The following is a 25,857-nucleotide window of genomic DNA, read 5'->3' on the forward strand; positions in this document are numbered from 1 at the left end:
TCCTCCTATCTTAATTCAACAAGATTTTAATGATTTTTGATTGCATGTTCCATGGTCTTTAGGTCTTCTTTTATTTCAATATAGTAAGTAAAATCGCCTTGATCAATAGTGTAAAATCCAACTTCAAGATTGTAAATAGACTCAATTTCCTTCTCATGCTGCTCATATACTTCACTATCAAGATTTTCAATCTCTTTGCCAAGCATTATTTCAATATCTTTCTCTGTTCTTACACTATAAGCATCTTTAAATTCTTCCCCTATAATGTGCTGATGGTTTTTTCTTTTTTCGATTGTTAATAGCATATACTTTTCTCCCTCCGGTTCTCCAAATAGATTTATCATGGCTTTTTTGGCAACCAGCCATCCACCACCTAATGTTTTTCTTGCTAACCCTTTTTGAATTAATTCATTAAAATCCCCGTTACGAAATTTATTTCGCAAATTAGCTTCACTGGTTCCTCTGACACCCTTCCAGATTTTTTCCACTTCTTTTAATGTAAGTACATCATTTAGATTCACTTTGATTCACTCTTTTCTTTCTTTTTAGAATATCTTTGATGATAATAGTCCTGACATTTTGAGCAATACGAAGGGCTGACTTTATTTTTATGAGGAGAAATTGCAACATCTAGTTCGCCGCCGCATTGCGGACAGAGACCTTTTTTGGCACGAGATTTATATTTTATTCTTTTATATTCTCGCCACTTGCACTGATAAGAACAATATTTTTGTTTGTACATTTTAGGTTCAAATTTTTTGTTGCAATCAGAAGCAGCGCAAACTTTCTTTTCCATTTTCTTTTCACCTTTTTATTGTATTTATTTGATGGTATTGTTTATAATATATTTAGAATACCCTTCCGAGCATTTTTAAAAGTTCGTAAGCTGTATCATATGACATTGCTTCTACCAACCAAACTGTTTTAGTTTTTGTCAACATTTTATTTTTCCTCCCAACCAATTTGTTTTTTAGCATCTGCTAGTGATACTCTTTTGTGATTAGGATCAATTAAATACCAATCATCAGGTATATCTATTTCAGGCCAACCAGCAAAACCGTCCATTTCTTCTTCGCTAGATTTCACCCATTTGTATCCGTGTTGATATAATTTTTCGTTTAATTTTCTGCGTCTCATACGATGTTCTTTATACGCTTGTTCGCGGCTTTTCCTTTCTAAAAATTCACGTTGCGTTTTTTCTTTTGTCGTTACAACTTCTGCTTCCATGTTGACGCCTGCTAAATCAAACTTTGCTAGATATTCCTCATCGTTCAATCTCTTTACATCCCGCCAAGTCATTCCCTTTGGGCATGCATTACCTGGTAATCCCATTGCCTCTAAAAGACGGGCAGCGTGGCTATAAGTACCGTCACAATCTTTTTTTAATAAATCCAGTAATCTTTTTTGTGTTGTGCTTACTGGTGTATCTGCCACTTTTCATTTCCTCCTTTAAACGGTTTCGTTTAATATTATACTTTTATTATAAACGATTTCGTTTAAAAGTAAACCTTTATTTATAAATTTCTTTTCGACAAATTTAGATAAAAACAGATGTCTACTTACATGGTGTAAATAAGGATTGAATATAGGCAGAAAAATAGTCAGGGGATATAGGGTGATGGTGGTCAAGGCACCAGTCAGCAAACTGAACAAAGAGTTTGGGGTCATCGAGTCCTGTTTGCCTGGCAAAGTGAGATAATACCCGGTCTACCTTCCTCATATGATTCTTTTCGTATTGCCAAAGAGCTAGAGAAGATGTAAGCCCGCGACAGTTGTCTTGCTTGATTTGTTCATTTGAGCGGGGATGGCCAAAGCACCAAAAGACGTATTCTCGGAATTCATCGGGGGTGAGAGAAAGTTGTTCAGCTAGATAGGAGACAATTTCATCAAATCGGGACTGATTCGCTTTAGATAGGGTTTCGCGCCAGAGAAAGGGGTTGGCGTTGCTTTTGGAAGCATTTAAGGAAGGGGTTATTGGGTAGACATTTCCGATTGTGGTTCCGCCATGACCAAGACTTTCTGGAATGAAGTGCTCCATCGAAATCTCGTAAGAGCCGGTAAACGGGCAGCGGTAGGAAAAATCGTGCAATATTTGTTCCCATTGATCAACATGGAGGTCTCCTTGCAATCCTTTTTCTTGGGATCGCTTATTATGTTCGACGACCCGAGATTTTTCAACATAGGGAAGAGTGAAAAGGGGACGTTTCATGGGGGCACTCCTTTTTGAATAGTTATGATATTTGTTTGAAAAATGAGGAAATCATGGGATATGCTAAAGAAAAATGAATGGAAAGGGGTTTTGGTATGAAAACCTTAAAAGGCTTAAGGGTATCCCGTGTAGATTATCATGAAACATCAAGAGGGATCGCTTACACGGCGCCCATATATATCAATAATACGAAGGTCGGATTAGTGGAAAACAGAGGAGATGGCGGCATGACCCGTCTTTTGGTTGAACCAGAATACCGAAAAGAGGTAGCGTCACGAATCAAAGCCTACTTTGAGGATGAAACCAAGATCCATGAACAAACTCACGAAGACGTGCGGGAAGAGGTATTTGCTGGCTATTTGATTGATTTGTTTGAATTCGGTAAAGTTTTTACCAGTGAGGAAAAAGAGCAATTGTTGAAAGAGGGAACACTTTAAGGAGAGAAGATTCCCTCCAATCCTATTGTTCTTTCCACACGGAGTGTCGTCATGTATCTGACGGCACTTCTGTTATTTTAGGAAGGGAGACTAACGGATCCTCCACCATTCCTCTTCCTTTGCGTCATTGCTGTGATTGCTTGACAGGCGGTTCCCTTGATTTGATTCAAAATGCAAATCAGGATATTTCTCAAGCAGCGAGACTGCCTCTTGGGTGGTGTAAGGGAATTGATGCTTGGATTCAGCTTTCTCGATAAATACGGTGGCAGCATTCACCAAAAAGTCGCTCTCGGTTAAACCTTCCTGTTGCAAGGCTTTAGTTAAACGCTCCTTTAGTGTTTGAGTGACTCTTGCTTGAATCGTTGCTTCTTTTACCATGTTTTCAGTCCTTTCTCGTGGTCTATGATTTATAGTAGCACAATAAGACTATCTCTTAAAAGAAGCAAGAGCTGGTTGAAAGCGAATTGGGATGTCCACATCGACTGTGTTCATTTCAACAGGCACGCTCCATGCTCGTCACACCCACTTTCTTTCTTCCAACTCCTGCACTCGTTCGTCGGCTTTTGAGGCTTGTCCGATGACAGAATCAACGAACACACTTCCTTCATATTCCCGGTAAAACACAATATGTACTTTTGTTTCGCCATGTTATCTCTCAACTCCTTTGTGACGTAATTGGTGGGATGGAAATGAGATGAAGGTGCTTTCGAATGTCATGGATGATACCACTTCAATCGTTGGTGTACTAACCTAATTTGTGTATTTCCTTTTCAAGAAGTCTATTAACTTCCTCATCAGATGCTTTAATCCATTTACCATATGTCATTTTTAAGGTGTTTCTTAAGTTTCATTTTTCGGTGTTTCCGCATAGAGAAACATTTTACTCTTACGGTGAGTATGAGTCATCCTCCTTACCTAATATATTGTAACACAGTAGTAACACGATATCAATGAATAACGGAATAATAATGATATTACGGAATATTTTATTGAAATATGGGAGAAGGAATCTTTACATTTAAGATAGATCATTCATTTTTGCGTATAATAAGGAGGCACTTTTCATGATTGTAAGGAATATTCAAGGTATTCAGGAGAAGTATGAGGAGCAAAAAACACATTCCCTCAAAGAGGTTATGCAAGATATTGTTCATGCTTGTAATGATGGCCGCTTTGAAACATTTGCAGGACGATTCACCACCGGACTGTTTGTAATAGGGCTTGTGTTTGCGATTCCTGTTTTTGTCATCATCCTCAAGTTTTTGTTTTAAGGGAAGCGCCTGGCTTCTCTTGTTATGGTTCTTCCCCATGTAACGTAAAATGAGTTGAACTTTCATACGGAAGGTGTTTATTCAAAAAAATAGAACACCCACATACAATTGGGCGTTCTAACTATCATTTTTTTATCATTTGGCCAGCGAGTCTGACTTTGGTATGATCCTTGGAACTCCAGGGAAATGGGGGCGAGGATCTGGTTTTATGATGTATGGTGGAGTTTTGATTGGTTTGTTTGGAATGGGTTTTAGAATTGGTTGTGGTTTTGGAAATGGTTTAGGCATTGGGATTTTAATGGCAGCATTCTTTTCCGCTTTCACTTGAGCGGGGGCAGTATTCGTGGCAGCAGAGGCAAAACTTGAAGCGACAAGTGTCATTCCAAGAGCAAGAGGCAAGGATTTCTTAAGTAGTTTCATTCAATTTCACTCCTTTTATTTAAGGTGATTTGGAAAAAAGGTTTTCCATAAGGAAGCAAGATGGCTTTTTTATCCTCTATCTATTGTTAGTGTTATAGGGAATGTTTTCTTTACATAGCAGCGTTTAATTCACTTCCAAGGGGAAGTAAACGTCACACACTGAAAAATAAATAGAGGGGAAGTGGCAACAAACAGCAAATCCCGATATTTAATCGAAACAAGTGGTGTTTATTAAAAAGAACCGGTGATGGGGCAAAAATAAATTCAAAGTATTTTACATCACGAAGGTTGAACTCCCATCCCTGCGCTTCTTTTTCGTTTAAAAATTCTTTCCCGTCCTCTGTTATATAGATCTTTTTCGTTTCAGCTATCATGACTTTTCTCCGTTTGTGTGATTTTCCTCTTTTTCCAGCAGGGCTTTGACCCGTTCGATTTCCTCTTCGGTGTGAGGAACACTTCCTTCATTTAACTCCAAGTACCATTTCAAAACCTCTTTTCTTGTGGGAAGGGTGTTGACACACCAAAGGATGTCTACATCTATAGGAATCTTGTCCTCAAACTCGTGAAGATAATGACCAAAAATCGGGATTTCATTTCGAAGAAAGCGGAGGCAGGCAGTGAGCCGTTGCAAGCCGGTCTCCTTTTAAATTCGAGTTCCATCCTGGATGATTAAAATACAGAGTACGGTTGGATTTTCCTCCCCGGAACAAATACTCTACAAATTTGATTTGTTGATATTCAGTCCACACATGGCCGCGCTGAAAATCAGATTCCAGTTGCAGGCCTAATTCCTCCATGTCTTCTTTCACTCTTTTTTCCAAATAGCGAAGGGGGATATTGACCTGATAACCAGAAAAAACGGTCATTTGCGGAATATCTTGAAATGTTGGCATGATGGCTCACTCCTTGTTTAAGGACTTTGAAGTTTCGATGGATATTTGTTTGTCTAAAAAAGATATTTGCAATTGCATGTACCCATTAGGATACCTCTTGATACCTGAAATTCCTTTCATTTCGCACCTTTTATTTTTAACATTTTATCCCTCTCTTCAAAAAATTGAAGTTTCATTCTATTCTAGTATTCATCTTCTAATCGTTCTATTTTTTCCATAGTTTGCAAACTTATTAGATTTCTTATTTTTAAAGATATTTCGCTCATGAGTTTATGGGATCGGCTATAATAAAACCACCATGTATCTTGATCGAATTTATGCGAATAGATGTTGGGCGTTTTTGGAAAATGATTAGAAATCAATTCTTTCAAATACTCCAATTCTTCCATTGGTTGAAGCAATACTTTCCAGATATGCTCCAGAAAAAGTTCATTCGCATTCTCATCAACGCTCAACAACATTGTCTTTATCTCATTAATGACATAGAAAATATCATATCCCTTAAAAGCCTTTAAACTTCTGAACTCTAAATAAAAGTGAAAGGAAGGGAATTTTTTTACAACTTCTTTGTCTGTTTGTAGTTGACGTATTTTCTTAATAATGGTTTTCATCAGACTCCCACCTTTTTTCATTAATATTTATGCAATAGGTTCCAACTCAAAACGGTTCAAAATAGGGGCGATTTCGTTGAATGACTTGTAGACATATTCTCCTGTTCGTGTGTGTTGAATCTGAATGTGACTCGCGTAAGTTCCTCTGTTGCTTCCAGCCGCTTCAACCGGAATGGACATTTTGATGACATCGCCAACTTTTAGGTCTTTGAACATTTTGGCTTGAGTTTTTTTCTTGATTTTAACCACTTTTAATGGGTCGCTTTTTAGAAGGATCTTCATGTTCTCATTCTCCTTTTTTGTGAAATACCTTGATTGACACGCTCTAGGCAAGGCAGCTTCCCACGACCGCCTAACCCTGTTTCCCTAGAGCCTTTCAATAGATTAGGATAGTTATATTTTACCATAATTATCGCTCATTTTCAACGAATACAGTGATTTTTATTGAATAAATGAATAATTTTATGAATACGAAAATCCAACATCTTTAAGCAGCCGGGGAAGAGGGCTCTAAAAAGGTAAGAAGGATTGAAAGAAGTTCGTTAGGGTTTTTGCTGTCATATCTAGCTTAATTTTGCTTTTGTAAAAGAGAGAAAAACAAGAGAGGAGGGGAGTGAAGGAATGTCGTCATTGTTCTTCATTATGTCACGCATGAAAGTAAAGTGCTGCAAAGCGGAAGTTTTCCGTTAAAGGGGAGAACACCACATGAAGTGGCTTTCCTCTTTTGGGAACAGATTAAAAGACAAATGTTTGCGAGTCATCTGGAGAAGGTATTGATTAACGGAGAAGACCAAACCGAAATCATTTTAGAAATGGAAAGAAAAAAGAGAGAGAGGATTCTTCCTTTTTAAGAAAAAATCCTTCCCCAAAAAGAGGGGAAGGTGGGTAGGGGCTTAACTGCTCCCAATGGTGATTAACTTTTCTTCTTTTAGGCGGGTGACTTCCGATTGGATTTGTTCAAATATTCTCCGCAAAATGAATCCATCCAGGAGGCCGTTTGCCTGTCCTGTGAACTCAAATTTTCGAAACCGCTTATCATAGAAGAGCGGGGCAACTTTTCCTCTTGTGCCCGGTTTTCTGAAATAGAGGCGGTTTTTTGTTTCCTTGGTGATGACAAATCCAAGGTTTCGAATGGCGGTCTTTACCACTTCGACATCTGCCGCGTTAGGTTTGTCCTGGTTGGAGGCAGCAGGCTGCCGTTTTTCTGCAATCTTATAGAGCACTTCTTCAAAAGTGGTGCAGCCTTGAATGAGTTGATTCCAGCAAGATTCATGGATGCAAAAGTTCCCAATGATTTTATAGAGTGTCGCACCGGCAGGCTCTTGTCTTCCCCAGACGTTTCCAGTGGTAAGGATTTTCAACGGTAAAGAATCTTGGTTTTTGAATGTTCATGAGCTTTTCCCCCTTATTTTTGAACTTGCAGCCGGATGTTCCGGCGGATATAGGTATTGGCTGAAATAGAAATCTGGTCCACATCTGTCTTGTCAAAGGATTGATAGAGTGATTGAAGGAGTGTGGCAAACTCTCTCATTTCATAGTTGAAAAAGTGGGCAACGAGCTGACTGATATGGTTTTTTATCTTCTGTTCTGTTAGTGGTTTCACTCGAATAGCTCCTTTTTCTTATTCCATTGGCATGGTGAAAGGGTAGATCATCCACTCCACCACTTTGTGAATTTGTTTGGTGGAAAGCAGTTTCATCTCATCCAGCCATTCCGGAAAGTGCAAACGGAGAGTGGTTGTGATCATGCTAGAGAAGTCTATCGCCGGAAACCCAAACTTCACATCAAACGGGGTATCCTCTTTGACATGAGGAAGAATGATATGCCGCCAGTTATGCATCTTGTTAGCGCAAATGGCCACATGAAGAGAGCATATATCCCCGGGACGTTTTCCTGAATTACTTCCTTTTTTGTTTGAAGTGTCAGGACTAATTCCCGCAGCTCAAATTGCTTTTTCAGTTCTTCTATCCAAGAGGTGCAAGCCTCATTTCCCGGCTCGACCAAAAGAGAGTAGGTGACTAGACCCGGTGAAATTTCTCCCACTCGATGAAGCGCTAATTTCCGCTCAACCGCTTCGTTAAAATAGATCCATTCCTTCCCAACTGCTACATCAAAACGTACAAACATCAATTCCATTTTGTTTCCCCCTTTAAAAGTTCCTTTTTCTTCGTGAGCAAATGAATTTGCATATCTTATTATAACATGAATATCGGAATAATTATTACATAATATATATTATTAGAGCAAAAAAAGGGAAGGCTTCCTTTTAGAAACCTTCCTGTTTAGAAAAAGTAAAAATCTATAGAGTAGGCGATTGAACCAAGAAGTAGTATCAGATACAACCAAAGAGGTATTGTGATTGTTTGCTGAAAGAACCTTTTTATTTGTATTCCCGCCCCCTTTTTTATCAAATCTCTATTTTTTGATTGCACAATATGAGTCTTATGTGACACTAACTTACTTCACGTACCCATAGATATTTTGTGCCTGTAGGATGTTTGTCTTTTCGAACTCTGCTTCTACTGTTCCAAGAACCACCCTTATTAATTCGTTCTAATTTGAAGTTAGAAGCTCGCATTGATGAACCATTTTCGATTGTTAAAGTGTAAGTAATTACTCGTTTATATCCCATTGCTTGAGCGACACGACATGCAGCTGCATAAAGTTTACTAACTCCATTTTTATAAACTTCTTTTACACAACAACGAGTGACTTCTAATGTAAGTCCATCATCTTGATAGCGTGATACTGGTCTGCCAGCAATAATTACTCCAACAACTAATTCACCATCAAATAATGCAATTGAAAATTTATGTCCTTGCGGGGAAATATGATGTCTATGATGTTTATTTACAAAGGAACAAGCTTCTTTTAATGTGATTGGTCTTGTCTCTAATTTTAATTTTGTTGCACCGTATCTTTCTTTTGCATATTGTTCAGCTTCGTTAATTGAACGTGCTGAATCCCAAACAAGTTCGTAACGATCATCTCCTAAAATCCATCGACCTTCATCATGTAATTGGTTGTCTGATAGAATTATAAATTGATTGGTTTTTTCTTTAATGAAAAGCCAATACCACATTCATTTCACGCTCCTTTATTCTATGTCACATCATGTGTCTACTATAATCCAAATCTTTTATATGCTGTTCTTCGCCTAATGATATTTCTAGATTTCGATTGATACCCATTAAACGGTTTTATTCTTTTTGTATATCAGGATAACAATGATCACAACACCTTTTACCTCTGCCCTCAAAATAACCGCCATGAATGGTAGGATTAGTCATTTGTTTTTTTTGAAGAAGTATCATCGTTTTTCATCCTCTTTGCGTTTTCTGTGCAAGGCCATTTTAATTTCCCTTTTACTTCGAATGGGTGTTATTTTCTCTGACTATCCTACCTCTTTTTTGTATCACATATGTAATACAAAATCAATGAATAAGGGAATAAAATAAAAAGAGAGAAAAAACCTCTCTTTAAGAAGGGGTTAAAAGGCTGTTTTCGCAAAGGGTTGGAAGGCTTTTAAGATGGTTTCTTCTTTCGCTGCTATCAAGTAAGCGGGAATCAAAAGGGGAGTGCCATGTTTTCTCCAAACCAAATGCAAGACTTTTCGCTTAAGTGGCGGGTGTTGCTGGATGAACGATTCGGGGTCTTTGAGGGTGATCCAGAGAAAATCTTGACCGCGGAGTTTGGTGGGAAATACAAACGAAATGTCTTCCCATGGAATGAATCCACCGCTGATGAGAGAGGATCGGTCGATGAAGCCGTCTGTATTTAGAATGAGTATGGGGGCGGGCTTGATGAAACGAGAAAGAAAATAGAAGAAGGTGATACCAAAAAAGATTATCCAAGGGATACCCAAGAAAAACAACGAGGGATCGAGAAGTGAGACAAAAAAGCCAAATGCTACAAAGAACAGGGAATCAAGGGCTAATAGAAATGCTTTTCCCCGCTTTCGATGAAAAGCAACTTCGTTCTGCAAGGCTTCCAACTCCTTTTAATTATTATTCAGTATTTCGTATTATATTACGTCATTCATATTATAACAGATAAGAAAACAGAAAACCAGAAAACAAGAAAAAGACTCGGGCATTTCCGAGTCCTCTTTTTAGGCTGCAACATTCAATTGCCAAACGCCGCGGGAAACGGGTTCGAAATTTCGGTTCAGTTGCAGTGTTTGGCGCACTTTTTCACGCCAATATTGATTTTTGACAGCCTTTTTTGTGTTCTCCAGAAGCGAATAGATATCAGCAAGAGTACCTTTCCCTCCTAACTGCTGAAGAGCGGCTTGAACTAGATCACGCCAGGTAGCAAAATCTCTCGAACGAATGTCAGATTCGACTCTTTTGGTCACTTGAACAGGAAACATCCAGATTTCTTTTTTCTTAAACACAAGCAAATGCTCATGAGTGGTTGGAATGAATTTTCCGCCGTATGTTCTGCGACTAGAAACCATGTTATGTTGTGTCTTGATGATGTGATACTCTAAATCCCCAAACCACGTCATGTCCTTTTGAATGGAAATCATTTTTCCTTTTTGTTTGTAATCGCCAATTAATATGGCATGACGGCCGCCTTTGACAAGCGAGTGGTAGATTTTCTCATTCACCTTATTGAGTTTTGTGATGAATTCATCGTAACTCGCGCAGCGAGAGAGGTCATCTGGGTGTGCCGTTCCCCATTGGGAGCCGGAATAGACGACCATATTGTGATACGCAGGGTGTGAGAAGACAAAATCAGAGCCAGAGGGTATTTCACTCACAAGGGCGTTCCAAGCGCCGAATTCAGGGCGAAGGTCTAGGTGAATACTGTTGGTCATGCCGAGTTCTTTGGCAACATCTCGACCTGTTCCGCTTCCAGCAAATACTTCAACAAACTTTGTCGGTTTAAAGAATGATAGAAGTTCTTTTATGATGTGTCCAGAGCAATTTCCGCGATAATTCGATTTTCCCCAAGGTCCTCGATCCGGAAAACTCCATACACTTCCTTGGTGAGATTGTGGTACAGTAACATTTGCCTTCATATGAACTCCTCCTAATCATCGTATAAATATAGTTGAACTATAATTAGTATGGGCCACATTTTTGGGTGGATTCAAGATTGGGTGGATTCAAGAATAATAAAAGAATACTGGAATAATATTGTATATCCTTTCTTCCGTAAACAATTGAAGAGCAGGGTTCAAGAAGTGGGGAAGCTGAAAAGAAAAAAAGCCTTGCAAAAAACAAGACTTACTCGTAACGCTATTCTAAATAACGATCGGTGTTTTTCCTGTTTAAAGTCCCGGTTCTGATAAACCGTATGATTTGAATTGCCAGGTTCATTTCCTCCTCGGTTACAGGTATTCCGTCTATTACAAAAGGTGCTTTTTCTTCTGTTAAAGTATATTCATTTTGCTCTAATTCTTCTTCTTCTTCCATTTCCTCAAAGAAGTAGAGAGGTGATACTTGATAAACTTGAGTGATTTTTTTCAGAAGATCTAAAGAGGGTTCATATTTTCCATTCTCCACTTTGGATAAGTTGCTATAATCGTAGCTGATCTTTCTTGCCAGTTCCTTCAAGGTGTCTTGATGGCTTTTACGAAGTTTTCTGATTTTTCTTCCTACATTTTGCATGGTCCGCACCTCCATTTTCTAATGGTATCTTACTTGGAAACAAGAGAAAAGGGGATTAAGAGAACTTTTGAATTCGTTACTTCTCGCAGAGACGAACCATACAGTCCATATACCGTTTGAACTCGTGTTCATCGAGTTGCTGGCGGAGAGAAAAGAGCAGCAGTGCCTCCTATGGTTCATATAGTTTTTTTAGGAACCGGTATTCTTCAATTCCATAGAGATATACGGCATGAGAAAACCCAAGAAGAGAAGTGGTGAGAAAAAAAGCAGTCAGAGTGGTTGAGAGGGAGAATTCCAGAAAAAGAGAAAGGGGGATCGAAAACCAGATCCATGCAGCAAATACGAGGGTCAAAAGAAAAGGGGAGAATAGGAAAAAGAGAAGATTTTTCCGGATATAAGCTGTCCAATCCTCCTTAAATCCTTTTCCCGTATAGAACGGGTAAATGAGCAAGGTCACACCTCCAATCAAGAGATTTTCCAGCTATAGGATTTTCTTTTTTCAAGACGACCACGATTGGTATAACTATCAATAAAATATCTCTGGTTTACTAGATATTGTTAATGCAATAAATCCTGCTATTACCAGTGAAATTAACACTACTGGTGATACAACCCAACCAAGTAACCAACCAAAAAAATAACTAATAAGACAACAAATACTCATACGTTTTTACTCCTTTAATTTATTTTTATATAAAAAATGAGTCAACTATCATTATGGTCGTAATTCCTTTGACAGGAAGGACACCGATATACGATAGTTGCCATGTTCTCGCTCCTTCACAATTTGACTTCTTAAATGTATTTAAAATTAGTTAGACGCAACAAGATTATTTATGTCCGCACCATTGGCAAACCCATTTACCATCAATCTTTTTATGCTTTTCAAATCCTTCACAATTTGGGCAACCCATTGATACAATTGCTCCTTCAGGTTGTTTTTGCAAATCTTCATAAGTTAATTCTTTCTCCATTTTTAATTCCTCCATAAAATTATTTGTGTCGCATTTTATTTTCATATCCCTAACGGATTGTGTCATAGCTAAAGTTCATTTTTCCTTATGTGGTCTGCTACGATTTTAGGAAATTTGTTTATGTCCTTAACCCAGTAAGTACAATTAATTCCTGTCTGCCAAAGTCCGTATTTACCGCAACATCCACATTTCATTAGCACTTGTTGATAATAAGGCAACTCCATATCTAACCATATTTCTTGATGGCTTCCCATTAAACATTTTAATTTTTGTAGCACTATTTCACCTTCTTTTTAATGCACAATTAATGTATAAAGTTAATCAACAAATTTTTTCGAAAAGTACATTAATTGATAAATACTCTTTCTCCAAACATATTTTTACTGCTAGTTAGTTTAGGATTGTCAGTATAGTTCCACTCGTTACGATTACCAACACTTATAGTTACTACTTGTGCATTCGGATTATATTTTTGAAGTTCCTCAATTAAGTCTTTAACAGTCATTTTTCATTCCTCCTTGTTACACTTTTTCTGTCGTATTGTGCATTAGTCTTTAACGATTTTAAAGTCACATTCTTTTTTACCGTACATCTTACAAGTGACTACATAATCCTTAAACAATTCGAGTATATAATTTAAGTTACCACCACCATAAAACTTCCCGTTAAGGTAGCATTTGTAAAGGTCTTTTGGGATAGGCTTGATTGAATTTTCTGACCCACATTTCATACATTTTTCTCTATCTCCGTAGGTTTCATTACCACAATTCTCACACCTGAAACCATTTGGCTTTGCTTCCATTAGTCAAACCTCCTTACTTCGTAAAATGTGTCGTAGTGCGACATTAGATTACTCGAACGAAACCCACTCGAAGTTTTCATCATCGTAATTTAAATAGACTTGTTTTTCATTCCAATCAACGTGCATAATAAGTGCTTCTTTACCGTTGTATTCAACCTTCTGCACCTTCTAATCCATGTTGTAATTCAAACAAATCCTCCGTCATTTGCTCAATCTTTTTATCCCTCTTTTTCATAAACTCAACTAAATTCATATCATTTCCTCCTTCACTTTTTGTGTCTTTACTAACATTAAGAATCAAAATGCTAACTAATCAATTAACGCTTTTCTAATTTTCCTCTACCTCAAACTAGCGTACCCTCCAATCTGCCGGATGACACCTTCGTAGGCAATCCCATGTCTTGAAAACAGGATGGCTCTTTCTCCCACTTTGATGAGATTCCCTAATATATCCCGCTTGGGGATACGAAAATAGGCGGCATTCATATTCCATCACCGTCACTTATACCTTGTTCAACCGTTCTATCCACCACAACAATTCGTTCCGACTGTTGATCAAACACTTCCATCCAGTTATTTTCCTGTAATTCTTCATCAGACGTATAAGAGTACACTTCTACACCTTTATCATTGAAAATGCGGAAATCGTCTTCAGCAGGATCAAGCCCTAACTCGTTTGCAGTCCTCTTCATGGAAGAAACAACCTCCGACAAGTCGTTCTTGATGTCAATATGGTTTGTGATACCGCCATATACATACACACCAATAAACATGAATATCTGTTCCCCTTATGAATAACGTTATATTATAATCTTATTGTATCTCAATTGTGTCGCATAGTCAAATTAATAACGGAATAAAATTGAAAAAATGCAAAAAAAATAAGCCCTAAACAGGACTATTTCACAACATATAGTTTTGGTTTTATTGAAATGGAGATGGGATACGATTCATTTTGCAAGGACTGAAGGCTTTCCTTTAAAGAACGGAGAACATCTTGAAAGCCATCCAGTTGACCCTTCAGCAAGTCTTTATCTAGTTTTGAGTTTTCTGTATCCAGTAAGAGACGGCGGATTTCTTCCATGAAATGTTTGCATTTATCAGCAAAAGAATGAAAGAGCGTCTCTATTGTAAAAATAGGAATGACAGTAAGCGAATATCCAATGGATACGGCTTCTTTTTCAAGAGAGAAGAAGAACTCCTCCAGACGATTTAAAAAGTCCCCATAGGTCATGGCTTTCCCCTGATTGAAAGGAGTAGGGGGCATACGTTCCTGAAAGAATGTTTGGGCATGTGAAAATGATTCTTTTAAGGCAGTCATGTGCTGCTGACAGTTTTTTTGATTGATGACATACTCGATTTTAATTCACGCTCCTTTACCTTCCTTATATCTTTCTATTTTAGAATAAAAGTGAAGAGGAAGAAATCTCTTATTCTATTTCTATCAAAAGTTTACAGCCAGCCCAATGTTTTTAAAATAAAAAACTTGAGACAATGCCCAAGTTTCATTAACATGCACTTCTTTATGGGATATTTGGATTTTCACTTTTATCCTGATTTACTCCGAATACGGTTGATCGTGTCCTTGAATAGCTTTAAATTGTACTTGTTTTCTGTATAGTGCTTTTCTAGAAAGTCTACCGCATTTTCCACAGCTTTTACTTCAAAGTCATGCGGAAAATCTTCATCTTTGTTGATGTAAGCGAACAGCAAGTCTGCAAGTAAAATAGCTGCCTTATGGTTCTCCATCCAAGCCTCTCCCATCTATTATTGTTAGGTTTATTGTATCGCAATAGTGTTACAATATCAATGAATAACGGAATAAAAAGTTAGAAATGTACAAAAATAATAATTAATTTACAAAATGGTGAGACTCCATATAAAAACTACCAGCTCCTTTACCATTATTTTATCGAACATAAGTTTGTTTTTGAGTTGTTTTCGAACATTCGTTTGCATATAATATTGGCAGGGAGGTAATCTTATGTTAAAAGATCGAGGAACAAAAAAATGGACCGCAATGATGCTGCCGGAACATGTGAGAGAGTTAAAAAAATGCTTAAATGATGAAATAAAAATTAAACGGCCTATTTTGGATGAGCAGAAAATTGAGCGGATGGAGGAAACAATTATCGAAGCGTTAGATGCAAATCAGACACTTGAATTTTCGATTTATGAAGATGGATTTATTGAGGTTTACACCGGTAAAATTACATTTATCGATCATATTCAGAAGCAGTTTAAAATAATGGATGGTTCAGGACATAAGCATTTATTATCATTTAGAGACGTAATAAATATCGAAAAGAGTGAGGGTAATGATTGATTACAGTCAATTTCCGGAGAGAAAAATACTCTGTATCGACATGAAAAGTTTTTATGCAAGCGTGGCAGCTGTGGACCGTGGACTAGATCCACTCACATGCTACCTGGCTGTTGTGGGCAATACAGAAAGACAAGGCAGTGTTGTATTGGCGGCAACCCCTGCATTAAAAAGAGATTTTGGGATAAAAACTGGATCACGTTTGTTTGAAATACCAGAGGATCCACGGATTCAAGTTGTGGATCCTCAAATGGGGCTATTTATTCGCGTATCGACAGAGATAACAAAGTTGTTTTATCGGTATGTTCCGCCCTGCTCCGTCCACACATATAGCGTGGATGAAAGCTTTTTGGATGTGAAAGGATTAGAAAAGATATGGGGTGGCCCGCGCGATATTGCATCCATTATCCAGGCTGACATCAAGGGTACTTTTGGTCTTACCTGTACTGTTGGAATCGGTCCTAATATGTTAATGGCAAAACTGGCACTCGACTTGGAATCAAAAAAGATTCCTAGTGGAATTGCTGAATGGACATATGAGGATATCCCTAAAAAATTGTGGCCAATTCATCCTTTGTCAGAAATGTGGGGAATAGGAAGCCGTACTCAAAAAACTTTGAATAGCATGGGCATTTTTACTGTGGGACAGCTGGCCAAATATCCCCTGGAACTGTTAGAAAAGAAATTTGGCATTATGGGAAACCAATTGTATCATCATGCCTGGGGAGTCGATCTATCCGAGATAGGCGCTCCAATCCTACAGAAACAGGTCAGTTACGGAAAAAGCCAAATTCTTTTACGCGATTATAAAAAGTTGGATGAGATCAAAGTCGTCGTATTAGAAATGTGTGAAGAAGTAGCTAGAAGGGCCCGAAATGCTCGTAAGGCAGGCAAAACTATTAGTTTCGGTCTTGGATATAGTAGGGATGAGTTTGGAGGGGGATTTTATCGATCTAGGACGATCGAAGTCCCAACGAATGTGACGATGGACATCTATAAAGTTTGCCTTGAATTAATGAAAGAAAATTATAGAGGGCAAACGGTAAGGCAGATTTCTTTGTCGATCGGTAAATTATATGATGATAACCAAGTCCAACTTGATTTATTTAACCAGGATGGTTGGAAAAAACGCCAACTCGGGTATACAGTAGATGCAATTCGGAATAAATTTGGTCCGTCTGCTCTTTTACGTGCTGTCTCATACACACCAGCTGGCACTGCTTTACAAAGAAGCAAGTTAGTTGGTGGCCACAAAGCTTAACAAAATCTCCTCTATTATGAGGAGTTTTTTGTCAATAATTTGTTAAATGTCAATACAGGAAACCTGCACAAATTATGGAAATCAATTAGGTGAGGAGGAGATTAAAATCATTACCAGCAAATTGTATCATTTTTTGTATTATCGTCGAGGGAAAATACAGTATAACGTCTTTTATGACGGCGACGCCACCTGAAGCTGCTAAACAGTGGGGCCTAAAAAAAGATACAGTAAGAGCTGCACTTACAAGAGGATTATTTGATAAACAGATTGAAAAAGGGTTAGTAAGAAAATCAGAAGGTACATGGCTTGTGCATAAACAAGCAATGGTTGAAGTATATGGCGAGCCAATAAGGACTAAAGAAGTTGAATAATTTACTCTATCTACCAGACTTTAACGTAACAGAACTACTACAAGTAAACCTCTCAAACCGAGAGGTTATTTTTTGTCTAAATTTGTCGAGCGAAACTTTCATCATGAATTAAGGAAATTCAGAGGATAAATTCGAGGGAGAAATGGAAAGTGAAGTATAACTTACCCCAAACCAAACAAAGGTGTCCAGAGCTGGATATCTTCAGTTTAGGATTTCTTTGGGGAAACGGCCGGTATAGCGGCGATAAATTCATCGTGCAATATATCGACAAGAATGTTTTGTCGCAGATTCGCGATCAAGTTTCCCCTTCACAAAAAGTATTTCCGCTCAAAGAACCCGGGAAAAAGTTAGCATATCGCTTGCAGCTCCATTTTTACAATCCATACGTCTTTTGGCTGCGAGAACACGGATATGAAGGCAAAAAAGGGAACGAGCAGCGCACCATTCCAGTATTTGCATCATCTGAAGAAGAAGCTGAATTTTTGCGCGGTTTCTTTCTTCCACACCATACAATTGACCAGCAATTTCGAAAGTGGGGAACAGTATTTCGTATTCGCTTTTACACCGCCGCGCCAATACTGGAAAGATTGAACCAACATTTACACCGGGTATTGGATACAGGATTGAAAAAAATTCAACCGCACGGACAAAATAAAGTTTGTCATATTTTATATTACCAATCCAAAGAAGAAGTGCAGAAAATCATAGAATATTTAAGATTAACAAATAAATAGCTAATGATTTAATCGCTTTCTTAAATACTAGCACTTTATAGTGAAGGATGGTATAATTAATGAATAACGTAATAAGGAGGGGTTTTATTGCAGATTGAAGGAGTCATTGATTACATCGCCTATCCCAAAGCATTCAAAAGGGCAATGGAATGGGCGGTGTTACAAATCAAAACCAATCAGGGAAGAGTCAAAGCGGTCGGAGAAATCATGCCTTGCAAGCGTGGAGAAGTGTTTGTTTTTGACGGAGATTTTCAGACTACTTCCTACGGAAAAGAATTCAAGTTTGAAAAAGCAATACGAAGCGAACAGGGGGAAAAGGGGGCAGAAAGTTATCTTGCCCATCTGTTCGGGTCTAAAACCTCTCAAAAAATCATCAAACATTTTAAAAGTGCGGAAGAAAGCCTGAAGATATTTAAAGAAGATTCGAATCTTCTGCTGGATGTAAAGGGCATCTCGGTGAAAACCATTAAGAAAGCCAAACAAAAACACCAGCATCATCAAGTGGCGGAAGTATTGTTTACGGAATTAAAGCCTTACGGAATGACCCTTCATAATGCCCTAAAGATCTATAAAAAGTACGGAAATGAAGCCATTGACAAAATAAAGAAAAACCCTTACCGGTTGATGTTTGATCTGGAGGGGTTTGGATTTGATGCCTGTGATTTGCTGGCGGCTCACTTCAATATATCACCTAACCATCCAAACAGAGTGGATGCAGGGATTTTTCATACTATGAAAAGAGCTTTGATGAGTGGCCACACCTTTTTACCAGTCAAAGAATTGTTGTATCAAAGCGAAAAACTGCTTTCCAAAAAAGAGAAGATTGCTCCTGTTGTTTTAAGAGAAAGACTCATGGATTTGCAGATGAATAAACGCTTGGTGGGAGATGTAGGAGGCCGAATCTATCTTCCTCATTACCACCAGTACGAAATAGAAACCGCCAAACATTTCTTGCGAATTCTAGGGAAAAACAGGCTGTGGTTGGAAGATGATGAGATATGTGACAAAATCGAGGAATATGAACAACTGAACAAGCTGTCGCTCGCCAAAAAACAAACAGAAGCCATCATTCGCTCCTGCCAGAATCAGTTCTCCATCATTACAGGACCTCCTGGAAGCGGGAAAACAACTATCATCAATGCCATTTTGTACTGTTTGGAAAAACTTTCGTCAAAACCTCTAAAAATTGGACTTGCTGCCCCAACAGGGAAAGCTGCCAAACGCATGAGTGAAACTACAAGGCGAAAAGCCTTCACAATGCATAAACTCTTACAAGTTAAACCACAGGAAAAGGGGTTGGAATTTGAATACAACAAATACAATCCAGTTCCCTATGATGTAGTCATTGTCGATGAGGTATCTATGATGGATCTGCCGTTAACCTGTCACTTTTTAGAAGCCATACCAAAAGGGTGTCAGGTCATTTGGGTAGGCGATAAGGACCAGTTACCATCCGTCGGGGCAGGACAAGTTCTAGCGGACTTGCTTGAAAGCAAGGTTTTCCCTGTTACGGTACTTGATGAAATCTACCGTCAAAAGCAGGGCAGCACCATCTTGGAAAGAGCGTTGGATGTATCAAAAGGGAACATGCCGTCTATAAAGGAAGCCAACGATTTCACCTTCTTTGAACATGATGACATCCTGACACTTCAGGAGGAAATGATCCATAAATTTTACCAAGCTGTCCAAACTTACGGAATGGATGAAGTGGTCATTTTAACGCCCATGAGAAAAACACCGCTTGGAGTGGAAGAATTAAACCGCATCATCCAAATGGACTTGAATCCTGCATCCAAATACAAGAGAGAAGTGAAGTTTGGAAGAATCATTTTCCGTGAAGGAGATAAGGTCATTCAGGTGAGGCCGAATGAGGACTATGGTCTTGTCAACGGGCAGATTGGCTATATTGAAACCTATGTGCCGGAAGATCCTCAAAACGGGGAAGAAGAAATGCTCATTGTGGACTATGACGGGGAAAAGGTGTCTTACACCAGAGACCGTTTCGATGAACTGGCTCATGCTTGGTGCTTAACCATCCACAAAAGCCAAGGAAGCGAATGGAAATCGGTGTTCATTCCGGTTTGTGCGGAACATTCTTTCATGCTTCGAAAAAGACTGATTTACACCGCCATGACCAGAGCCAAAGAGAATCTTGGATTTTACGGAATGGTCAGCGAGTTGAGGAAAGGGGTGGTCAATCATACAGAACCACCAAGAAATTCTCTGTTAAAAGACCGAATCCGAGGGATTGTTTAACCTCGGATTTTTTGGTCTAAATTATTGGACATTTATGAATAACTTCATTATAATTGAATAAGAGAATAATTCTGTAATTATGAGTCGTTTGACTCCATTCATATTTTCATAAGGAGGTATTTTTCATTTGAAAGCCAAAAAACTCATCGGTGGATTTTTAGCTATTTCTCTTTTAGCAGCAGGGCTTGCAGGTTGCAGTGAGGACAAAGAGAAGCCAGCTAAACCCGCCAAAACCACTCAAGAAGCCCCGAAAGAAAAAGACAAAAAATACATTACCGTTACAGAGCAAAACAAGGACTTGCTGGACTATCTTGCAGCAGCCAATGATGAAGTTGTCTACCTCAATCAAAATTTCTACAAATCCAATGAATATCTCGCCCAATTTTTAGACAAAAAACTCTCCTATAAGAAGTATCAGGCAAAAGGTGCTGAAGCCAATAAAGACTTGAGGGTTCACCTTGACAAGGTAAAAGCGATCCCTACAAAGGGAAGCGCTGTGGAAATCCAAAAGGAATTTGTCACTTTAACCGAGTCCGGTATTGACGCCCTTGACGGGATTTTAGAGTCTGTTAAATCAGACGGAACAGTGGACAACAAAAAATACCAACCAGCAGAAAAAGCTGCCCAAAAATACTTTAAAGAGCTAGAAGCATTCAATAACAAAATTGAAAAACTCGTGGAAGGCAAGTAAGAGGGGGGGATTCCCCCTTTTTTCATAAAAAACGGAGGGAACATAAAAATGAAAACCGTTCATATTCAAGTCCATGATCCCGATTTTGAAATAACTGTTCCGTTTGCCAATTCCTTTTTCTCCCGCTTTTTTGGCTTAATGGGGAAAAAGAAAGAGACCGTTCAGGGGATGCTGTTTTCTCGCACCAATCAAATTCATTTGTTTTTCATGAAATTTCCTCTTGATGTCTATTATTTGGATAAAGAGGGCGTGGTCATAGACCGGGATTTAGCCTTTCCTCCTTGGAGGGTGGGAAAGATGCGGAAAAAGGCAAAATACACCCTTGAGATTCCAGCAGGGACCAAGCCCGCGATTCCTATTGGAAGCAAATTACTTTGGAATTCAAGAAACGTATAAGCAAAAAAAGAAGGGTGAGAAAATGGGGAACTGCATTACGTAAGATTTGTCCTTGAGAGTACCTGTAAAGTTGAAATCCAAAACACGGAAAAAGGAGAAGAGAAAAAATGGCAAAAAGACAAGAATTAGAGCCAAGTTGTTGTGCAATTGGTTCGGATGGAACAGAGGAAGTTCATGTTTTAGAAAGTGATTGCCCTATTAATCGTGAAGAAGGGAAAAGAAAAGTTAAACCTATTAGAGAAGGAGAACCAGAGAGAACAGAATGTACATGCATCTACATGAGTTCCTTTGGTGGTAGAGTGAAACCTTGTGAACATTACAGAGGTTGCAAACAAGTTCAAAGAAACAAGCGTAAAGTTTGGAGAGTTTTTTGTGATGCAGTCAAAAACGATACACCCGCCCTTTCAAAATAAAGAGGGATGATTTGCAAGAGAAAATCAGTGAGGTTAAACAATTTTGGAACATATGGCATTTGATTATGTTTCGGATACCAAAATGTGGGCAGAACAGGTGCTAAAGACTTTCGATGAGCTGGCTGCCGGCATGTTGAATCGTTAAAAATCAAAGAGTACCAACCAAAACAAGGGCTTTTACCCCTTGTTTTTTTATGCTCCCAAAAAAGAAAACCTCTAGACAAGAGGCTTATGGTTGTATACATAATCACAGGTAAATTGTGCGCGAGTACAGGCTTCTTCAAGAGCAGAAAGGAATTTTCTCCCGTAAGTTTTTTGATACAAAGCCCCTTTTGGTGTTGCTTCATAAAAACGGACCAAACGGGTCTGGGGCTCGTCCGGGGGAGAGTTTTTATCTTTTCTCATTAACACGGGTTTTCCGTCTACCACATGCCCCCAATAAGACCGGATCAACCCTTTCATCTCCAGTTCCGATAACAAAGGATAAAGCGTTCCCTCGCTAACCTCCCAAAATCCAAATGTTTGTTCTAACTGTTTTTTTAGCGAAAACGCATAATTCGGTTCATGCAAAAAGGCAAGGGTCAAATAACTTAATAAAGACTGAAGGTTTAACTTGTACTCTTCCCCATCTTCTTTAGATAGGTGTTGACTGGCATAGGTAAGAACGTGTTTCATAAAACCAAGATAAGATTCAAGAACATCTTGCAATTCTTTTTTTAAGGATCTATACCTTCTTTCTCCGTCAAGGGTCATGGCATAAAAACGGCGATGCCTTTTTTTGGGGTCATCACGCTTTTCCCACTCTCCTACAATGAACCCTTCCTTTTCAAGTCCCGCTAAAACAGGGTACAAGGCGGAGGAGGGGATGTCTGCTAGATTGCCGGACTTGGCCTTAATGATTGTCTGGATATTCCTTCCGTGTAAAGGGGTTCTGCTCTCATATAAGGCGGTCATCACCAAAAGAATCGTCCAGGCTTTTGTGGTGACAAATAAATTTAATAGGGTTCTTTCTCTTTTTGGGGTGATGGCTTCTGTCAACAGGCATTCGTCCTTTCCTTTATTTTCAGAATCCTTTCTTCCTTACTAAAATCAATTGGCAAGTATCAAGAAAATCGTCCAGATTACATGAGAAATCGTGAGGAAGAGGGAAATTTTCTTATTTTTATGTTTTCCTTGTTTTTTTTTTTTTGGATTTTCTTATCTGGTTGATAGATTCATGGTAAAGGAATGTGGGATTTGGTTATCGTACAATTGTTCTATATATTTATTATAACAAAAATAGGGTTTGGCGTCAGAAAAATGCAACAAGCATCACAAGGGAAGCTAAAAGGCCAAGAAGAGAGCCGAGCAGTCCCCGTAAAAGGGAAGTGTCTGTTTTTAACGTTTCCCGTCGGAAGCGGTTGTTGGTTTGCTTTAGAAAGAAAGCGGAAATAGAGACAACCCGAAAAAGAGAAAAGACAACACCGAAAAGAAGGAGAATTTTTTTGATAAGAGTTAGATCATCAGGAGAAAACCAGATCACGCCTAACACTCCTTTGCTTTGAGTTGTGTAAAATGAAAAGAAAACATTCGCCATGTTTTCAAACGGGGTAGGGGAGCAGGATGTTGGAGAACCTCCATAACAAGAGGTTCTTTTTTTATGGTTAAAGGGAATTATGGATGAATTATACAAACAATCGTTCTCTTGCTATAATAGGACTATATATAGGAATTGGAGGGCATTTATAGGAATGACTATTGGGTATGTATTGGATGAAAATCGTCTCTTATCTATTCGTTATCTTCCTTTAGATTCTGCTAAAGGGCGGGAGATGAGTGAGAAAGGCAATCTATTGGAGCATGTAATAGATTTGTCTGGGAACCTGCTCGATCTCGCTAATGAATACGATGTTATTTGTGATACATTCAAGGATTGTGAAGCTGTTCGTGATGGAAAAGAAGAAGTATGGTATCTTTTTAAAAAATGTATTTAAGAAATCGGGAGACTATTCCGCATCCATAAAACCTGAAGCCGGTTCCTTCAGGTTTTTTGTGCTGATTTTTCTACAAAAGCAGATCTTCGATTTTCTTATCCAGCAGCTATGAATCTCGATCAATTTTTCGTGTGTTCGTTATCATTATATCACAAAGTATGGAATAATATATGAATATCGGTATAATATATGGAGAATAAAGCAATGATTCTGTAAAATAGAGAAAGAAATGAAAAGGAGGTACAGGTATTGAAAAAATACAATGAAACTGATATTCAAGTCCTAGAGGGGCTGGAAGCTATTCGGCTCATGCCGGGGATGTATGTAGGCGGAACAGACAAGCAAGCACTTCATCATCTCATTTGGGAAATCGTCGCCAACTCGCTGGATGAACATTTGGCAGGCTACGGATGCCAAATTCAAGTCACCCTTGATAGAAAAGGAGGAATTACGGTAAAAGATGAAGGGCGTGGCATCCCACTTGGCCTACATCCGAAGACAGGTCTTTCCACATTGGAGACTATTCTTACCATCCCTCATGCTGGGGGTAAATTCGGAAGTGGAGGCTATTCCATATCAGGAGGTCTTCATGGAGTAGGTTCCACTTGTGTGAATGCTCTTTCTGCCAAGTTCATTGCAACGGTTTACCGGGACGGGAAGAAAGTGACCCATGTATACGAGAGAGGTAAAAAAATACAAGAAAAAGAGATTTCTTACGACGGAAAAAGCGGCACGACCATTACGTTTTACCCCGACCCTATGATTTTTGAAACAACCGAGTTTTCCCCTGAATTGATTCGTACCCGTCTTCGGCAGTTTGCCTTCTTAAACCCCGCTCTGACTATTACTTTTACTCATGAGGAAGATACAAAAGAGACAGATACAAAAAAAGAAGTCTTCCATTTTCCAAATGGCCTTAAAGATTACATCGCCTATCTGCATAAAGGAAAAGAGAAGCTGCATAATGCGTGGTTCATTCAAGCCCAAAAAGACGGAGTGGAATTGGAGGCGGTTCTTCAGTATGCAGATCATTACGCCACAAACTTCTTAAGTTTCGCAAACCTTATTCCGACCAAAGAAGGCGGGACCCATGAGACAGGGGTAAAAGCGGGACTAACGAAAACGATGAATGAATTCGCCAAGGAAAAAGGGTGGTTGAAAGAAAGTTTGACCGGTGATGAATGGATGGAAGGATTAACGTGCATCATGAGCGTGAAACTTGCAAAGCCCAAATTTGAAGGACAGACCAAAAACAAACTATCCAATACCGAAGTGAGGGCAATCGTTCAAGCAATAGTGTCGGATCATCTTCTTTCCTATCTTCAAAAAGACCAAGCCCAGGTCAAAAAGATTGCTGAAAAAGCGATTCTTGCCAGGAGAGCGAAAGAAGCCGCCAAAAAAGCGCGAGAACTGACCCGCAACGGCGGGAAGAAACAGAACTATGCCCACCTTGTTTCCGGAAAGTTTGCTGCTTGTTCTGGTCGGGATGCAAAGAAAAATGAGCTGTTCATCGTTGAAGGGGATAGTGCGGGAGGAAGCGCCAAACAGGGGCGTGATCGAATCTTTCAAAGCATTCTTTCCCTAAAAGGAAAGCCGTTAAATGTAGAGAAGTCAAGAATAGATAAGATCTTGGCCAATGAAGAAATCCGTTCCATCATTACCGCTGTGGGAGGGGGGATCGGTCAAGATTTCGACGTAAAAAAAGTTAAACACCAAAAGGTCATCATCATGACTGATGCCGATGTGGATGGCGCTCATATCCGCACCATTCTTCTCACCTTCTTTTTCCGCTACATGAAACCCCTCATAGAAGCTGGATACCTCTATATCGCGCAACCCCCGCTCTATAAAATCGAATCATCAAGAAAAGTGCAGTATGCCTACTCGGAGCGAGAAAAGAACCAACTCGTAAAGGGACTGAAAAATGTTACAATTCAGCGCTACAAAGGGCTTGGTGAAATGAACCCGACTCAATTGTGGGAAACAACAATGAATCCAGATAACCGTTTGCTGTATCAAGTCACGATGGAAGATGTTTTGACTTGTGATGAATGGCTCTCTCTCTTAATGGGGGATAAAATTGAACCTAGAAAAGAGTTCATCACGAAGGGTCTTTAAACCAGAGGGATTGCTTTGCTTCCCTTTGGTTTTGCATTTTTATAATTGAAATAAGTTAGTGTTCTAGTTTTATCCGTCTTAAATAG

General features: G+C 38.9%; 36 protein-coding genes. 12 read left to right on the top strand and 24 right to left on the bottom strand.

Annotation, left to right across the window (positions count from 1 at the left end; translation table 11 throughout):
• Nucleotides 1-26: 26 nt before the first annotated feature.
• The 4 genes from JK635_RS07475 to JK635_RS07490 all read right to left on the bottom strand — a co-directional run bounded on the left by JK635_RS07475 (nucleotide 27) and on the right by JK635_RS07490 (nucleotide 2,209).
• A complete protein-coding gene (locus JK635_RS07475) occupies nucleotides 27-521 on the bottom strand; it encodes a hypothetical protein (RefSeq protein WP_202653333.1) in 495 nt (164 codons plus the stop codon).
• Nucleotides 518-796, bottom strand: a complete 279-nt coding sequence (locus JK635_RS07480; protein WP_202653334.1) for a hypothetical protein — start codon at nucleotides 794-796, stop codon at nucleotides 518-520. Before JK635_RS07480 ends, JK635_RS07475 begins: the two co-directional genes overlap by 4 nt.
• A gap of 146 nt (nucleotides 797-942) precedes the next feature.
• Complete coding sequence (locus JK635_RS07485) at nucleotides 943-1,434, bottom strand: hypothetical protein (RefSeq protein WP_202653335.1); 492 nt, start codon at nucleotides 1,432-1,434, stop codon at nucleotides 943-945.
• A gap of 121 nt (nucleotides 1,435-1,555) precedes the next feature.
• Nucleotides 1,556-2,209 carry a hypothetical protein gene (locus JK635_RS07490; protein ID WP_202653336.1) on the bottom strand — a complete coding sequence of 218 codons (654 nt, stop codon included), beginning with the start codon at nucleotides 2,207-2,209 and terminating at the stop codon, nucleotides 1,556-1,558.
• A gap of 95 nt (nucleotides 2,210-2,304) precedes the next feature.
• Between JK635_RS07490 and JK635_RS07495 the strand changes: the two genes are divergently transcribed.
• A complete protein-coding gene (locus tag JK635_RS07495; RefSeq protein WP_202653337.1) occupies nucleotides 2,305-2,646 on the top strand; it encodes a hypothetical protein in 342 nt (113 codons plus the stop codon).
• A gap of 90 nt (nucleotides 2,647-2,736) precedes the next feature.
• Here JK635_RS07495 and JK635_RS07500 read toward each other — a convergent pair whose 3' ends face one another.
• Nucleotides 2,737-3,024, bottom strand: a complete 288-nt coding sequence (locus tag JK635_RS07500) for a hypothetical protein (RefSeq protein ID WP_202653338.1) — start codon at nucleotides 3,022-3,024, stop codon at nucleotides 2,737-2,739.
• A gap of 686 nt (nucleotides 3,025-3,710) precedes the next feature.
• Here JK635_RS07500 and JK635_RS07505 point away from each other — a divergent pair.
• Complete coding sequence (locus JK635_RS07505) at nucleotides 3,711-3,917, top strand: hypothetical protein (protein ID WP_202653339.1); 207 nt, start codon at nucleotides 3,711-3,713, stop codon at nucleotides 3,915-3,917.
• A 135-nt stretch (nucleotides 3,918-4,052) separates the two neighbouring features.
• Here JK635_RS07505 and JK635_RS07510 read toward each other — a convergent pair whose 3' ends face one another.
• The 18 genes from JK635_RS07510 to JK635_RS07590 all read right to left on the bottom strand — a co-directional run bounded on the left by JK635_RS07510 (nucleotide 4,053) and on the right by JK635_RS07590 (nucleotide 14,984).
• Nucleotides 4,053-4,337 carry a hypothetical protein gene (locus JK635_RS07510; RefSeq protein ID WP_202653340.1) on the bottom strand — a complete coding sequence of 95 codons (285 nt, stop codon included), beginning with the start codon at nucleotides 4,335-4,337 and terminating at the stop codon, nucleotides 4,053-4,055.
• A 370-nt stretch (nucleotides 4,338-4,707) separates the two neighbouring features.
• A complete protein-coding gene (locus tag JK635_RS24180; protein WP_235887963.1) occupies nucleotides 4,708-4,968 on the bottom strand; it encodes a hypothetical protein in 261 nt (86 codons plus the stop codon).
• Nucleotides 4,928-5,230 carry a hypothetical protein gene (locus tag JK635_RS24185; protein WP_235887964.1) on the bottom strand — a complete coding sequence of 101 codons (303 nt, stop codon included), beginning with the start codon at nucleotides 5,228-5,230 and terminating at the stop codon, nucleotides 4,928-4,930. The genes JK635_RS24180 and JK635_RS24185 overlap by 41 nt, the downstream gene beginning before the upstream one ends.
• Nucleotides 5,231-5,412: 182 nt before the next feature.
• A complete protein-coding gene (locus JK635_RS07520) occupies nucleotides 5,413-5,841 on the bottom strand; it encodes a hypothetical protein (protein WP_202653341.1) in 429 nt (142 codons plus the stop codon).
• A gap of 27 nt (nucleotides 5,842-5,868) precedes the next feature.
• On the bottom strand, nucleotides 5,869-6,123 hold the full coding sequence (locus tag JK635_RS07525) for a hypothetical protein (protein WP_202653342.1): 255 nt from the start codon (nucleotides 6,121-6,123) through the stop codon (nucleotides 5,869-5,871).
• 611 nt (nucleotides 6,124-6,734) lie between these two features.
• Entirely contained in the window at nucleotides 6,735-7,202 is a 468-nt protein-coding gene (locus tag JK635_RS07530; protein WP_202653343.1) for a hypothetical protein, read from the bottom strand.
• A gap of 44 nt (nucleotides 7,203-7,246) precedes the next feature.
• Entirely contained in the window at nucleotides 7,247-7,444 is a 198-nt protein-coding gene (locus tag JK635_RS07535) for a hypothetical protein (protein WP_202653344.1), read from the bottom strand.
• A 176-nt stretch (nucleotides 7,445-7,620) separates the two neighbouring features.
• On the bottom strand, nucleotides 7,621-7,977 hold the full coding sequence (locus JK635_RS07540) for a hypothetical protein (RefSeq protein ID WP_202653345.1): 357 nt from the start codon (nucleotides 7,975-7,977) through the stop codon (nucleotides 7,621-7,623).
• Nucleotides 7,978-8,293: 316 nt separating this feature from the next.
• The gene (locus tag JK635_RS07545; protein ID WP_202653346.1) at nucleotides 8,294-8,923 is read right to left on the bottom strand and encodes an XF1762 family protein; all 630 of its coding nucleotides are present in this window, start codon (nucleotides 8,921-8,923) and stop codon (nucleotides 8,294-8,296) included.
• A 408-nt stretch (nucleotides 8,924-9,331) separates the two neighbouring features.
• Nucleotides 9,332-9,826, bottom strand: a complete 495-nt coding sequence (locus tag JK635_RS07550; protein WP_202653347.1) for an STM3941 family protein — start codon at nucleotides 9,824-9,826, stop codon at nucleotides 9,332-9,334.
• Between the two features lie 126 nt (nucleotides 9,827-9,952).
• Nucleotides 9,953-10,867, bottom strand: a complete 915-nt coding sequence (locus JK635_RS07555; RefSeq protein WP_202653348.1) for a hypothetical protein — start codon at nucleotides 10,865-10,867, stop codon at nucleotides 9,953-9,955.
• Nucleotides 10,868-11,087: 220 nt separating this feature from the next.
• Entirely contained in the window at nucleotides 11,088-11,459 is a 372-nt protein-coding gene (locus tag JK635_RS07560) for a helix-turn-helix domain-containing protein (RefSeq protein ID WP_202653349.1), read from the bottom strand.
• 830 nt (nucleotides 11,460-12,289) lie between these two features.
• Nucleotides 12,290-12,433, bottom strand: a complete 144-nt coding sequence (locus JK635_RS07565) for a hypothetical protein (protein ID WP_202653350.1) — start codon at nucleotides 12,431-12,433, stop codon at nucleotides 12,290-12,292.
• Between the two features lie 346 nt (nucleotides 12,434-12,779).
• Nucleotides 12,780-12,938: a hypothetical protein gene (locus tag JK635_RS07570; RefSeq protein ID WP_202653351.1), complete on the bottom strand. Its 159-nt coding sequence runs from the start codon at nucleotides 12,936-12,938 to the stop codon at nucleotides 12,780-12,782.
• 42 nt (nucleotides 12,939-12,980) lie between these two features.
• Complete coding sequence (locus tag JK635_RS07575; protein ID WP_202653352.1) at nucleotides 12,981-13,235, bottom strand: hypothetical protein; 255 nt, start codon at nucleotides 13,233-13,235, stop codon at nucleotides 12,981-12,983.
• A gap of 482 nt (nucleotides 13,236-13,717) precedes the next feature.
• Nucleotides 13,718-13,927 (bottom strand): hypothetical protein, encoded by a 210-nt coding sequence (locus JK635_RS07580; RefSeq protein WP_202653353.1) that lies wholly within the window; start codon nucleotides 13,925-13,927, stop codon nucleotides 13,718-13,720.
• A 206-nt stretch (nucleotides 13,928-14,133) separates the two neighbouring features.
• A complete protein-coding gene (locus JK635_RS07585; RefSeq protein WP_202653354.1) occupies nucleotides 14,134-14,469 on the bottom strand; it encodes a hypothetical protein in 336 nt (111 codons plus the stop codon).
• A 314-nt stretch (nucleotides 14,470-14,783) separates the two neighbouring features.
• A complete protein-coding gene (locus tag JK635_RS07590; protein WP_202653355.1) occupies nucleotides 14,784-14,984 on the bottom strand; it encodes a hypothetical protein in 201 nt (66 codons plus the stop codon).
• A 235-nt stretch (nucleotides 14,985-15,219) separates the two neighbouring features.
• On the opposite strand from JK635_RS07590, the gene JK635_RS07595 reads away from it, so the two are divergent.
• From JK635_RS07595 to JK635_RS07630, 8 genes are all read left to right on the top strand, one after another.
• Nucleotides 15,220-15,561, top strand: coding sequence for a YolD-like family protein (locus JK635_RS07595; protein ID WP_202653356.1), 342 nt, complete (start codon nucleotides 15,220-15,222; stop codon nucleotides 15,559-15,561).
• A complete protein-coding gene (locus tag JK635_RS07600; protein WP_202653357.1) occupies nucleotides 15,554-16,819 on the top strand; it encodes a Y-family DNA polymerase in 1,266 nt (421 codons plus the stop codon). Before JK635_RS07595 ends, JK635_RS07600 begins: the two co-directional genes overlap by 8 nt.
• Nucleotides 16,820-16,908: 89 nt before the next feature.
• Nucleotides 16,909-17,190, top strand: a complete 282-nt coding sequence (locus JK635_RS07605; protein WP_202653358.1) for a helix-turn-helix domain-containing protein — start codon at nucleotides 16,909-16,911, stop codon at nucleotides 17,188-17,190.
• Nucleotides 17,191-17,339: 149 nt separating this feature from the next.
• Complete coding sequence (locus JK635_RS07610) at nucleotides 17,340-17,924, top strand: hypothetical protein (RefSeq protein ID WP_202653359.1); 585 nt, start codon at nucleotides 17,340-17,342, stop codon at nucleotides 17,922-17,924.
• Nucleotides 17,925-18,011: 87 nt separating this feature from the next.
• Nucleotides 18,012-20,180, top strand: a complete 2,169-nt coding sequence (recD2, locus tag JK635_RS07615) for an SF1B family DNA helicase RecD2 (RefSeq protein ID WP_202653360.1) — start codon at nucleotides 18,012-18,014, stop codon at nucleotides 20,178-20,180.
• Nucleotides 20,181-20,307: 127 nt separating this feature from the next.
• Nucleotides 20,308-20,871 (top strand): hypothetical protein, encoded by a 564-nt coding sequence (locus tag JK635_RS07620; RefSeq protein WP_202653361.1) that lies wholly within the window; start codon nucleotides 20,308-20,310, stop codon nucleotides 20,869-20,871.
• Between the two features lie 48 nt (nucleotides 20,872-20,919).
• On the top strand, nucleotides 20,920-21,267 hold the full coding sequence (locus JK635_RS07625; protein WP_202653362.1) for a DUF192 domain-containing protein: 348 nt from the start codon (nucleotides 20,920-20,922) through the stop codon (nucleotides 21,265-21,267).
• Nucleotides 21,268-21,374: 107 nt separating this feature from the next.
• Nucleotides 21,375-21,680 (top strand): hypothetical protein, encoded by a 306-nt coding sequence (locus JK635_RS07630; protein ID WP_202653363.1) that lies wholly within the window; start codon nucleotides 21,375-21,377, stop codon nucleotides 21,678-21,680.
• A gap of 216 nt (nucleotides 21,681-21,896) precedes the next feature.
• On the opposite strand, the gene JK635_RS07635 is transcribed toward JK635_RS07630, so the two are convergent.
• A complete protein-coding gene (locus JK635_RS07635) occupies nucleotides 21,897-22,634 on the bottom strand; it encodes a PadR family transcriptional regulator (RefSeq protein ID WP_235887973.1) in 738 nt (245 codons plus the stop codon).
• 776 nt (nucleotides 22,635-23,410) lie between these two features.
• Here JK635_RS07635 and JK635_RS07640 point away from each other — a divergent pair.
• Complete coding sequence (locus tag JK635_RS07640) at nucleotides 23,411-23,653, top strand: hypothetical protein (RefSeq protein ID WP_202653365.1); 243 nt, start codon at nucleotides 23,411-23,413, stop codon at nucleotides 23,651-23,653.
• A gap of 249 nt (nucleotides 23,654-23,902) precedes the next feature.
• Nucleotides 23,903-25,771 carry a DNA gyrase/topoisomerase IV subunit B gene (locus JK635_RS07645; protein WP_202653366.1) on the top strand — a complete coding sequence of 623 codons (1,869 nt, stop codon included), beginning with the start codon at nucleotides 23,903-23,905 and terminating at the stop codon, nucleotides 25,769-25,771.
• The last annotated feature ends 86 nt before the right edge of the window (nucleotides 25,772-25,857 follow it).

This window comes from Neobacillus paridis (genome assembly GCF_016765675.1).
GTDB classification, from domain to species: Bacteria; Bacillota; Bacilli; order Bacillales; family Cytobacillaceae; genus Neobacillus; species Neobacillus paridis.